A 12293-nucleotide genomic window follows, 5' to 3' on the forward strand; every position below is an offset into this window, starting at 1 on the left:
AAGAGTATGTATCCCGATTTCAGCTAAGCAACATCTTCACTCCGGAGAGGTCGTTTTCCATACACCCGGTACAGCAGGAACCCAACGATCATCCCCAGGAAGGACATGAGGGAAATTGTCAAGTAAAGCGTCTGACCGCCAAAGGTTTTGTACATTGCTCCGCCTGCATAAGAGGCGAGAATACCCGAGACTCCGAAGAACAGCAGGGCAAGTACGGTCTGACCTGTAGCCCGCCATTCCACCGGCACAATTCGGTACAGATATTGAATCGCAGCAGAGTAGAAAACCGGGAATGTCAGGAGTTGCATAATTTGCAGATAGACAAGCCAGTGGGGATCGGTAATCCATGCCGAGAGGAAAAAGCGAACACAATAAAAAGCAGCCGCAAGGGTGATAATAATCAGTTCTTTCCCTTTGCGCAGCCACCAGAAGCTGAGGGCGAACACCGCAATCTCACTGGATGCCGCTAAAAACCATGCCTGTCCAACTAGTTCCGGACTACCTCCCAGTTCTTTGATATAGACCCCGAGGAAAATATCATTCATCCGGGCGGGAACGGAGCAGATGAAGACCAGCACCAGGAATAATAAGGTCTCTTTGTTGCTTAGGAATTGTTTGAGACTGCCTAGAGTGACCGGCTTGCTTGCGACTGGCGCATCAGGCATAATCCAGCTTATAGCAAAGCTGATTACGCCAATACCTGCGAACAGCCAGGCCATGCTGTGTGCTCCTAAATAAGACATCACATAACCTGTAACGAGAGCAGTTACTCCATATCCCAGCGCACCATATGTACGAATGGACCCGTAGCTGACCCCGGAAGCCTCAGCGATGCTGAAATTAAGGCTTTCAGTCAGTGGATCAATCGGCATGAGGAAGAAATATAAGAGCATAGCGAATAGGACGAGCAGGATGTAGCTGGTAGAATCGTATAGCAGATATCCGATAACGCTGGAGAACAGCAGCAGAAGCAGCAGCACCTTGCGGATCGTTTTTGTTTTATCGCTGATCATCCCCCACAAGGGTTGAGCGATAAGCGTGACGAAGCCCCCGGTTCCGACGATAAAGCCGATTTGGGCCGGGTCCAGTCCCTGCTCACCAAGATAGACAGGAAGAAAGGGAATAAACATCGCCAGTAGTGAAAAATACAAAAAATTAAAGCCTCTTAAAAGTTTTGGTGCATTCATAGAAATTCTGATCCCTCACGTATTCCATAGATTATGTTGACTCGTCATTGTATTGTATCATGAATATCTAATCTGTTATGAATGAAACTGAGAAATAATGGAGCAAAGTTGGAATTAGTGGTTGAACTCAAAACAAAAGAGATGGAGAAAATGAGATTATGAAGCTAGTATCATGGAATGTGAATGGCCTGAGGGCCTGTGTGACTAAAGGTTTTAATGAGTTCTTCGAAGAGATGGATGCCGACATCTTCTGTATCCAGGAGACCAAGCTGCAAGCGGGGCAAATCTCGCTGGAACAGCATGAAGAATATTACCAATACTGGAATTATGCGCAGAAGAAGGGCTATTCGGGGACGGCGGTATTCAGTAAAGTCAAGCCGCTTAACGTGAGATATGGACTGGAAAGCGATGAAGAGGCGGAAGGGCGGATCCTTACTCTGGAATACGAGAGCTTTTATCTGGTGAACGTATATACTCCGAACGCCAAGCGCGACCTCGCCAGGCTGGATTACCGGCTAGAGTGGGAAGATCGCTTCCGCAGCTACTTGCAGGGATTGGACGCCATCAAGCCGGTCATCGTGTGTGGTGACCTCAATGTCGCTCATGAGGATATCGATCTTAAGAATGCCAAGTCTAACAGAGGCAATTCTGGTTTCACTGATGAGGAACGAGGCAAAATGACGGAGCTGTTAAGCACTGGCTTCATAGATACGTTCAGAACTTTTAATCCTGAGCTTGAGGGGGCTTACACCTGGTGGTCCTACATGCCAAAAGTGAGAGAACGGAATGTCGGCTGGCGTATCGACTACTTCCTGGCTTCGGCCAGACTGGCCCCACAGCTAGTATCCGCAGGGATTGAATGTCATGTGCTGGGCAGTGATCATTGCCCGATCACACTGGTTATTGAGGAGCTATAAAAAAAGGGCGTTCCGGCAGCCATGTACAATGGTGCGGAGCGCCCTGTTTGTATGATTAGAAGAGTGGAGGGTGGTGAACTATATTCTTCCGATTATGGCATCACGATTATCTGTATCAGGAACCACGTTAACTTTTTCCTTCAGCGCAATGGTTTGTCCATCCATCTTTACTTCCACTGTGATGAGGATAGCTGTTTCAATAAACCGGATCGTGTATTCAAACGTATCTTCGTCTTTCCAGGTGAAGGAACTGACTACTTTAAGATCTGTTTCTTCTATCAAATTGCTTCTTCCCGCCAGCCATGCACTGCGTCCGGCTCTAATAGTATATGAATTTTCCTTGTGGACCATTGTAATAACGGCTTCATTCCCGGTGAAGGCTACAGAAAATGATATCCAGCCCTGTGGATCCTCAAATTTATAAATCTTCCCATTCATCAATTCCTCATTATCCGAAAAATCCAGGCCATGGGGCGGAAGAATCGCCAGTTCTCTTAATTGAACAGCAATTCGCTCGGCTTCGATCTCATTAGCAGCTAACGTTTCAGGTTTCATCGCTGGAAGCAGATGATCCCATATCGTGTTAAGAACGAGTTGCGTATCTCCTTGCGCGCCTGTAATGGCTATCACAGCTTGCTGCTCCGGCATAACCAGGCAAAATTGGCCGAAGAAGCCGTCACCACGGTAAGCATGATGGCGACATTGCCAGAATTGATAGCCATAACCTTGGTTCCAGTCGCTATCTGGATTGTCACCATTAGCAATTTGCTTCGTGGTAGCTGCCTGTATCCATTCTTCGTCCAGAAGGCGTTCGCCGTTCCATACTCCTTGTTGCAGGTATAGCAGTCCCAGCTTAGCAATGTCTTCCGTAGTCAGACTGAGGCCGAATCCTCCGGCACTGATTCCCCGTGGACAAGTGTCCCAATGCGGATTAATAATGCCGAGTGGGGCGAACAGTCTTGGCCCCAGATAGTCCAGCACCGTCTGTCCGCTCACCTTTTGGATAATGGCGGACACCATATAGGTAGCCCCGTTGTTATAAAGGAAATGAGTGCCTGGTTCTTTCTCCAGCGGGACTCCCAAAAAAGCTTTAACCCAGTTGCCTTCCGGCTGTTGGTTCATGGTCTCTATAGTATCTTGTGTATGTCCGGAAGCCATCATCAGTAAGTGCTTGATAGCCAGCCGTTCCAAATAAGGTGAGATCTTCTCCGGCAGATCTTCCGGAAAGAATGAAATGATGAGATCATCTACCGTCAGAAGCTTCTCTTGTACAGCAAAACCTACAGCAGTTGAAGTGAAGCTCTTACTGACTGAATACAGCGCGTGTGGAAGATCAGCACTGTAGGGATTCCACCAGCCCTCGGCGGCAACCTTGCCGTGCCGGAGTAGCATAAAGCTATGTAGTTCCACTCCGCTGCTGCTTATAGCAGCAAGAAAACGCTCTATACCCTTAGAGTCTATACCAAGTGCCTCAGGCTGGCTTCTTGGCAAGCTTACATTTATGCTGGATGTCATTCTAAGCTCTCCTCTGCTCGGATTCTGTCACTCCATCTATTGTAAACAATTCCCATTGCGCTGGACAATCTTTAATTCACGGAAACAGGGGGTACTTCCTCTTTGGGTGACCCCATTTTCTCCGGCCAGGATATAGCATGGCTTGTCCCGCTGATGCTCTCATAGAACAACACGGAGTCTTTCTTGAGAATCTTGATTATCAGATGAATAAAGAATAGTAGATCGATTAGCATGAACAACCCTTGTAGCCTTAGATACCAAGAAGAAGACAATGCATCTACTACCTTCGGTTCAAGAAGCAGTACTTGTAGTCCAAAGAATCCCCAATAAAGTACCCCGTACCGCTTAACAAGCTCCCAGAGGGTGATTTTTGTTCCGTTTAATCCCTGTAGATGAATCCGTACAACCCATTTGCCAAAGGTCCGCCCGTTGGTCAGCCGCGGCAGCAAAATGTAGTAGATACCTGTTGCAATCCAATACGCACCTGGGACATTTAGGAAGCGTAGTAGCAAGTAGATGAGAAGGAGTACACAAAGGTCCATCATAAAAGCGAGACTGCGGCGTAGCGAAGTTACCCGTTTGTTAACAAGGTTAGCTTCTGCATCCAGTTGTTCAATCCTCGGAAGCAATCCCGATATCCAAGAGGCTGCCCGGAAGCCGAGAATTCCGCCCAGCGTATTGGCCATGAGATCGTCAACATCAAATACCCGGTAAGGATGGTCGTAGAACCCATAGATCCCTGTAATCTGCGTGACCTCGAAGAAGAGGGACAGGCTAAAGGACAGCATGAGACATACCACCCAGCGGGTACGGAAATAATAGTTCAGGAACATGCCGAAAGGCACCGTCAGCAGAACATTGAACAGAACCTGAAGAAAGGCTGGTTCACTCAATATGGACCAGTAGGACTTCGGAGCATCCGCAGATCCCGCGCGAAAACCTTGCATGATATCCTGAATAAACTGGAAGGGAATACTCTGGATGGAGTTGCCGGTCGGCGCCAGATTATGACGGGAAGCCGGAAGAGGCAGAAGGACTAGATATAAGGCGTTCATTAAGTAGAGCAGAAGCAGATACAGCATTAATGCCCTCACCTTATGAATATAGCCATGCCTGCGGTATTGGACGATCATAAACGGCAGCGTGAAGAACAGTGCTGCAATTGGAAACGTCATAAAAGCATAGGAAATAGGAAACAAATACGATCGAAACATGATACACCTGCCATTCAGTTTTTTAGCATACTTATTTAATCGACTCTTCCGGCATAGATATGTCAGAGAGGAGCGTGATGCAATGGAGAAGAAGGTACAGCAATACTATAAACTTAAGCAGAAACAAAAAGAGATTGAGAAGGAACTGGCGGAACTTCGGGAAGAAATTATTGCTTATTGTAGCAGTCAGGACTTAAGTGATGCTGAGCTTGGGGGTTATAAGGTCAAGCTTGTGGTGCAGAACCGCAAGGAATACGATGATGCCAAGCTCTATGAGACATTGTCTGACCCCGAGGTGTGGCGTTTGCTGTCCAGAACAGACCCGGCCAAAGTAGCAAGTCTTGTGAAGCTGAACGTGATCGCAGATGAGCGCATCCATCATACCTATACATTAAAGACAGTGACTTTACTTCAAGTGGATAAAAAATAGCTTAGAAAGGTCGCAGATTGCTGCGGCCTTTTTTCATATACTTTTCTCATAATTTTCCCACAGAAATGCCGTAACCGCCTGCTAAGATGAAGATACTTTAAAGAAAGAGGTGGTTCAAGATGAACAAATGGACAAAAAAAGCAATCTCGATGTTGGCAGTGGTGAGTGTACTGGGTGGAGCGACTAGCGCGTTTGCGGCAGCAGGACCGGTTAAACCGGTTACCCCAACTGTAAAAGCTGTAGCGCCTGCAACAACTTCCACCAAGCCGGTCTCAAGCACTAAAGTAACTCCGGCCCAAACAACCGCTGTTAAACCGGCAACAACCAAGACTGCTACTGCACCAAAAACCTCTACACCAGTGAAACCTGCACCAGTGAAATCTACACCTGTCAAGCCCGCACCAGCTAAAGCAGCACCAGCCAAAGCGGCAACAACTAAAGCCACTCCAGCAAAAACTACAGCAGCTAAAGCAACTCCTGCAAAAGCTAAAACAGCTAAAGCAACTCCAGCTAAAGCCAAAGCAACAACTGTCAAAACAACTGCTGCCAAAGCTAAAACTACCAAAACTGCTGTGAAGAAAACTGCTGCCAAAGCTAAAACTACTAAAACTGCCGTCAAGAAAACTGTTGCTAAAAAACCAGTGGCTAAAGCTCCGGTAAAAAGCACGCCTAAAAAGACCACTGCCGTGAAACCAGTGATTGTTCAACCTAAAAAGAAATAAGGTCAGCAGCGGAAATCATAGTTATAAATAAATACTAGAGTAGTATTATGCAATAGACGGGACCGTAAAAGGGATACCCGTCTATTGTCATTTATGATAACCTGAAAGAACAGATTTTTGAACAACGAACGGTGAAGGGGCTAGGTATTATGAGCAAAATAGTAGTCGTCGACGACGATCTTTTCATTCTGCAGTTGCTCTCCGAGTATTTGCGTAAAGAAACCTACGAGGTAACCTCCTTTTCCAGTGGCCACAATCTGGTGGAGCATGTCCGTGTTAACACTCCGGACTGTCTGATTCTGGACATCATGATGCCCGGAATTAACGGGCTGACTCTGTTAACAGAGCTGCGCAGCTTTACCGAAATGCCGATTATTATGATCTCGGCACGGGGTGAAGAGAATGACCGTATCCAGGGGCTGGAGCTCGGTTGTAGTGATTTTCTAAGCAAGCCCTTCAATCCCCGCGAATTGGTAGGCCGGGTCAAGGCGATGCTTCGTCTGGCCAAGTCAGGAGGTGCAGGGAGCAGTGCTGCTACAGACGATACTTCTGCGCAAGAGAATAGTGAAAGTGTGTACAAATTTGGTAATGTAGAGATTCAGCCAGAGTTACGCAAAATAACCGTAGGTAAAATCTCACTTAGCCTGACTTCGCGGGAATTCGAGCTGCTGATGTTCCTGGCGATGCATATTGAACGTCCCTTTGAACGTGAGCATCTGATTCAACAGGTGTGGAAATATGATTTTTTTGGCGATGTAAGAGTAGTGGACGATCTGGTGAAGCGTATCCGCAAAAAGCTGGGTGAACTGGATTCCATGCTGCAGATCGATACGGTATGGGGCTTTGGCTACAAAGCCATCGTGCGGAAGGTGTAGCATGAGAACGATTCGGGCTAAAATGCTGCTCTCCCTGTTCATTGCCATGCTGGTTACGGTCGGAATCACCGTGTTGCTGTTTGTACGACTGATTGATGATATTCTGGTGAATCAGGTGAAGTCTCAACTGCATGTTCAAGCGCTGAAGGCAGCCAGAATTCTGCACGAAGGGGATATCAATGGCCTGAGCAGCACCGAATTTCGCTTTGTCGTGCGAGGTCTGATGATGAATGCCGACTATCTTCTGCTCGACAGTCATAACAAGATTATCGACGCCAGCGATGCCAGACAGGAAGGGAAGACGCTGCATGATTCGGTGAGGGGGAGTGAAGGAATCACGAAACTCCACGGCAAAAAAGTGCTCTACAATGAGGAGGCGGTCAGAGGGTTGCCTTATCATATTTTCATTTATTCTCCACTCTCCTCGCTTAGAGCCTTGTATGGACCGCTGCTGCGGACCACGCTGCTGTCGATTGCTGCGAGCTTTTTTGGTATACTGGTCATCGGACTTCTAACCGTATCACGGGTCGTTCGTCCGCTGAACCGTTTGAAAGAAGCGGTAAGAAGCTATGAGCCGAATCGCGCCCAGAGCCAGGATTTCCCGGAGGGAGATCGGACTGAGATTGGCGAGCTGATCACAACCTTTCATTCCATGTCCGGACGCATTCGGCTGCATCAACGCAACCAGATTGAATTTTTGCAGAATGTGTCCCATGAGCTGAAGACGCCGCTGATGTCGATTCACGGCTTTGTATATGCTATTCAAGATCAGGTTGTCTCCCAGGAAGAGGGGCTGAACATCATTACCGTTCAGTCCCAACGGCTCATGGACATGGTCGACAAGCTGCTGCAGCTCTCGCGGCTGGAGGCAGTCGACGAGCATTGGCCTGCTGAAGCACTGGACCTTAGAGACATAGCGGAGGAGGCGGTACAGCTCCTCCTGCCTGCTGCTGCAGAGAGAAATGTCAGGCTGGAAGTCGAAGGGGCAGGACTTCAAGTGATGGTACCCGGCGAGCAGTTGTTCCGCATTCTGCTCAATCTGCTGCAGAATGCCGTCAGACATACGTCAAGCCGGGTTAAGGTGCGGATTGAAGGGCGTGGGACGGGGACAGCCTGGGCTATTCATGTCGAGGACGACGGCCCCGGTCTGAATGACGAAGAGCAAGAGGCTGTATTCCAACGCTTCTATACTGGCTCCAATGGTGTAACCGGACTGGGGCTGGCGATCAGCCGGGGAATCGCTGCTAGATTAAGCGGGGAGTTGAGCTATACTCGTTCTTCACTTGGAGGGGCTTGTTTTAGCTTCCTGAAATATGAGGATGAATATCCTCAGAGCGGATAGAGGCAGCATAACATTTGACAGTCAGAGTTCGAAGATTAGAGAGATGGAGGACAAAATGATGAATAACTTTGAGCACATGCTCAACAAATATGCAGAGCTAGTAGTGAAGGTTGGAGTCAATATACAGCCCGGACAGGTGCTGATGGTGCATGCTCCAATGGAAACTGTAGAGCTGACCCGCCTGATTGTAGGCAAGGCCTATGAAGCAGGAGCGAAATATGTAATTGTGGATTGGGAGGATGAAGCTACAACACGTATCCGTTATGAAAAAGCTTCAGAGGATTCCTTCGATTATTATCCGCAGTGGCAGGCCGATATGATGGAGAAATTTGCTGAGGAGAACGGCGCCATTTTACATATTAAAGTGCCTGACCCGGAATTGTTCAATGGAATTGACTCTTCCAAGGTATCAAGAGCTGTTAAGGCGGCTGCTGTTGCACGTAAGAACTATTCTAAATATACACGTAATAGTAAGATTAGCTGGTCACTTGTTAAAGCTCCAACCCGTGCATGGGCGAATAAGGTATTTGCTGATCTCCCTGAAGAAGAGCGGATTAATGCAATGTGGGAAGCCGTATTCCAGATGACCCGTGTGGGCAGCGATGATCCTGTAGCAGCATGGAGAGAGCATATTGCTCATTTGAAAGAAAGTCAGGACAGAATGAATGCTAAACGTTATAAAAGCCTGCACTACCGCGCTCCGGGAACGGATCTGCGTGTGGAGCTTCCAGAAGGGCATCTATGGCGTGGAGGTGGCGGTGAGAACGATCATGGCGTATATTTTGTTGCGAATATGCCAACCGAAGAGATTTATTCCATGCCGCATCGTACAGGAGTAAACGGTACGGTTGCTAGCACACTTCCTTTGAATCTGAACGGGCGCTTGGTTGAAGGACTTTCGTTTACTTTTAAGGATGGTAAAGTTGTGGCTTATGAAGCTGAATCAGGCCGTGAGCATTTGACATCATTGCTTGAGACAGATGAAGGTGCGTCTTATCTTGGCGAAGTGGCACTGGTGCAGCATGATTCTCCAATTTCTCGATTGAACCGAATCTTCTATAATACAGGGATTGATGAGAACGCCTCATGTCATTTTGCGCTCGGAAGCGCCTATCCGGTGAATATCGAAGGGGGCACGAAGCTTAGCAACGAAGAGCTGCTGGCTAAAGGCGCGAATGTCAGCTTGACGCATGTCGATTTCATGATCGGCTCCGCAGAGCTAGATATTGATGGTGAACTAGCGGATGGAACAGTTGAACCTGTATTCCGTAAAGGGAATTGGGTACTGTAAGCTGTTCTGCAAATAAACATTGAAAAAGATAAGGCCGTAAACCTCACCAATGACGTGGATTTACGGCCTGTTTGCTGTTGAGCAGGGCATGCATACCGTCCAGCTGCCATTCCAGGGCAATAGTACTGTCCAGTGTCCAATGCTCATTGACATAATATACATGTCCTGAGCGGACGGCTTCCAGAGCCTGCCACGCTTTACTATGCACGATCTGCTGGAAGGTTTCGCGAGCTCCGGGCATATGGCCACAGACGATAAAGATCCGATCGGCTTCGTAGCGGGCAAAGCGGTCTGCCGGGATGAACATCCTTGAGGTGGAGACTGAGATCAATTGCTGAAGCGAGATAGGCACCTCCAGCCCCAGTACGTCATACAGCACAGGGCATTCTTCCGGTCGGTACAAATAGATATTGTCATGAACAACATGGAAAAAGACAGCACTTTCCCCTCTGCGGATGCTTGTCCGCGTGCGTTCCTTGAGTTGTCTAGCCTTCAGCCTGTACCGGGTCAGCCAAGCACGGGCCTCCGACTGCCTTCCCAAAAGCTCCGCGACATCTCTTAATCCAGCGAAGAGATCCACGCGACGGGTATTTAATTGGACAGTGGGTGCAATCTGCTCCAGACCGTCCTTAAACCAGGGATCGGTGTAGTCATTAACAAGAATTAAATCCGGCTGCAGCCGGGCGATTTCGTCCAGACCAGAGGATGAGGTATCAATGCCCTGAATCCCCTCAGTGTAGCCGTTATCCAACCATTCTAATAGATGCTTCTCCACGGCCAGTGGCTTGGTACCGAGGGAGAGGATATCGCCCAAATGGGTAAAAGCAACAGTTTTCAATTTTGACTTGTAGTTGCGTATATACTGGCGGGGGGAGGTGCCGACAATTTCTTTGAATCGACGGTTAAAATAGTACTCGTCCTTGTAGCCCACACTATGAGCGACATCACTCAGCGGTGCATCGGATACTAGCAGAATTTCCTTGGCCCGGTTGATTCTGAGTTGTGTAATATATTCGGTCGGATTAAGACCTGTCAATTGCTTGAACAATTGCCGATATTGCCAAATTCCAATATTGGCTCTCTGTGCCAGCTGTTCCACTGTGATCTCATCACTGTAATCCTGCAGCAGTTGATCAATGGTTTCTTGTACCGCTAGCAAGGAATTTGGCACGGGCTGAACAGTGTCGTTCTGTTTGAACAGGAAATATAACAGTTCTTGAAAATCCAGATGGGCCCGAAGGGCGTTCAAACCACGGCCGCTGGTTTGACGTCCTGATATTTTGTGGAGATAATCCAATAATTGCAAGAACGGAGACACATTAAGCTTCCCTTCGTAAGGAAGTAGAGCAGATGACTTTCGTCCTTGAACTTCCACACTAAGAGGGGTAAAGGTTAATTCGTAATAGCTTAATTGCGCTCTAGAATCATTGTTGATACTGACCACCGTGTTCGGAAGAAACAAATAACAATCGCCTGACTGAAGCCGACGTTGCTGCCCTTTGAGCTGAAGACTACTCGTACCCTCGGTAACGGCAATTAGCATATAAGTGTTGTCTGGGCAGGTGCTGATTGACGTCCAGTTGGCATCACGCTGCTGTAAGGTCAGTGCCTGCTGAATAAACAGCAGGTCCTTCAAAGGAGAGGATTCGGAAGCGCTCATGCAGCAGCCTTCTTTCTAATTGAGAATAATTATCACAATAGTAAAGCAAAAAAAGAAATCCTTCAACCATCTGGCTGAAAGATTTCTTCACGGTAATTGCAATACGTGTTTATTTTACAATTTGCGCTTGTGCTTCTTCCAACTGGGCATATAGAGAAGAAGCGTCACCGAGACCCCATTTGTTGGAGACGGTGTAAACCTTGTTATTTTTTACAGCATTTAAAGACTTCCAGACACCACTTTCTTTCAGCTGCTCAAAGGTAGACTGCGTTAGCTCGCTGTCGTCATCCATCTCCACGAACAGGTTGTCAGGGCTATACTTGGGCAGAACTTCAAGCGAAATCGTCTCAAAGCCGAAGTTCTCGTTCTTATCCAGCAGGGGCTTCATTTCTGGAGTCGGCGTGAAGCCTAACTGGCGATAAAGAGTATATCCGCCATTGCGGATGCCGGATATGCCCAAATCTTTGCCGGAGATGATGAGCAGCAGCGCTGTTTCACCTTCTTTTACCTTCGGTCCAATAGCTTGCTTCACCTCGCTGACTTTGGCGTGATACTGTTCCTGCCAGCTTTGCGCTTCCGCTTGTTTGCCTAAAATCTCTGCCAGCTGATTAAAATGAAGGAAAGGGTCTTCCGTCCAGAATGGCAGGGTTATTGTTGGTCCAACTTTGGCTAACTGCTCACCCTCGCTGGCATCGCCTGTATCATCGGTCAGGATTAGGTCAGGCGCAGCGGCAAGCACATTCTCAAGACTCACCGGACGATTGCCCACGCTTTTAACCCCGTCCAAGGCCGCTCCGTAAGTATTCTTAGCATAGTCCGTCACATAAGCAGGCTTCACGCCAAGTGCTAACAGATCACCGGCATATTGAATCGCTACAATATTTTTGGGCGCGACAGGGATGGTAATCTCTTTGCCGGTATAATCCGTATACTGGCGGGTACCACCGGTAGTCTCGGCGGGAGCCTGGGAAGGTGTTGCGGTCTGAACAGAGCTTGTTGGCGCCGCGGTTGCAGAAGCCTCTTGTGTTCCTGCTGTGTTATTGCCTCCCTGACAAGCTGTTGCAAGCATTGTAAGAAGAAGGAGCCCGGCAAGCAGGGCCGTTCTTGATTTTCTGAATATTCTCATCGTCATATAACCTC

Annotated in this window: 11 protein-coding genes; 6 read left to right on the forward strand and 5 right to left on the reverse strand. The window is 48.0% G+C overall.

What is annotated here, in order from left to right; all coding sequences use genetic code 11:
* Nucleotides 1–23 precede the first annotated feature (23 nt).
* Nucleotides 24–1187 (reverse strand): MFS transporter, encoded by a 1164-nt coding sequence (locus AC3Y23_RS07340; protein WP_379197229.1) that lies wholly within the window; start codon nt 1185–1187, stop codon nt 24–26.
* A gap of 158 nt (nt 1188–1345) precedes the next feature.
* Here AC3Y23_RS07340 and AC3Y23_RS07345 point away from each other — a divergent pair, with 158 nt between their 5' ends.
* Complete coding sequence (locus AC3Y23_RS07345) at nt 1346–2104, forward strand: exodeoxyribonuclease III (RefSeq protein WP_379197231.1); 759 nt, start codon at nt 1346–1348, stop codon at nt 2102–2104.
* A 78-nt stretch (nt 2105–2182) separates the two neighbouring features.
* On the opposite strand, the gene AC3Y23_RS07350 is transcribed toward AC3Y23_RS07345, so the two are convergent.
* Both AC3Y23_RS07350 and AC3Y23_RS07355 read right to left on the reverse strand, forming a co-directional pair.
* On the reverse strand, nt 2183–3619 hold the full coding sequence (locus tag AC3Y23_RS07350; protein ID WP_379197233.1) for a serine hydrolase domain-containing protein: 1437 nt from the start codon (nt 3617–3619) through the stop codon (nt 2183–2185).
* A gap of 71 nt (nt 3620–3690) precedes the next feature.
* Complete coding sequence (locus tag AC3Y23_RS07355) at nt 3691–4833, reverse strand: VanZ family protein (protein ID WP_379197235.1); 1143 nt, start codon at nt 4831–4833, stop codon at nt 3691–3693.
* An 82-nt stretch (nt 4834–4915) separates the two neighbouring features.
* Between AC3Y23_RS07355 and AC3Y23_RS07360 the strand changes: the two genes are divergently transcribed.
* From AC3Y23_RS07360 to AC3Y23_RS07380, 5 genes are all read left to right on the forward strand, one after another.
* Nucleotides 4916–5263 carry a hypothetical protein gene (locus tag AC3Y23_RS07360; protein ID WP_379197237.1) on the forward strand — a complete coding sequence of 116 codons (348 nt, stop codon included), beginning with the start codon at nt 4916–4918 and terminating at the stop codon, nt 5261–5263.
* Between the two features lie 119 nt (nt 5264–5382).
* Complete coding sequence (locus AC3Y23_RS07365; RefSeq protein WP_379197239.1) at nt 5383–5985, forward strand: hypothetical protein; 603 nt, start codon at nt 5383–5385, stop codon at nt 5983–5985.
* A gap of 149 nt (nt 5986–6134) precedes the next feature.
* Nucleotides 6135–6860 (forward strand): response regulator transcription factor, encoded by a 726-nt coding sequence (locus AC3Y23_RS07370; protein ID WP_379197241.1) that lies wholly within the window; start codon nt 6135–6137, stop codon nt 6858–6860.
* Nucleotide 6861: 1 nt separating this feature from the next.
* Nucleotides 6862–8202 carry a sensor histidine kinase gene (locus tag AC3Y23_RS07375; protein ID WP_379197243.1) on the forward strand — a complete coding sequence of 447 codons (1341 nt, stop codon included), beginning with the start codon at nt 6862–6864 and terminating at the stop codon, nt 8200–8202.
* Between the two features lie 58 nt (nt 8203–8260).
* Nucleotides 8261–9493: an aminopeptidase gene (locus tag AC3Y23_RS07380; RefSeq protein ID WP_379197245.1), complete on the forward strand. Its 1233-nt coding sequence runs from the start codon at nt 8261–8263 to the stop codon at nt 9491–9493.
* 43 nt (nt 9494–9536) lie between these two features.
* On the opposite strand, the gene AC3Y23_RS07385 is transcribed toward AC3Y23_RS07380, so the two are convergent.
* Nucleotides 9537–11153: an AraC family transcriptional regulator gene (locus tag AC3Y23_RS07385; RefSeq protein ID WP_379197247.1), complete on the reverse strand. Its 1617-nt coding sequence runs from the start codon at nt 11151–11153 to the stop codon at nt 9537–9539.
* Between the two features lie 109 nt (nt 11154–11262).
* Entirely contained in the window at nt 11263–12279 is a 1017-nt protein-coding gene (locus AC3Y23_RS07390; protein WP_379197249.1) for an ABC transporter substrate-binding protein, read from the reverse strand.
* Between the last annotated feature and the right edge of the window lie 14 nt (nt 12280–12293).

This window comes from Paenibacillus sp. MAHUQ-45, from assembly GCF_058133325.1.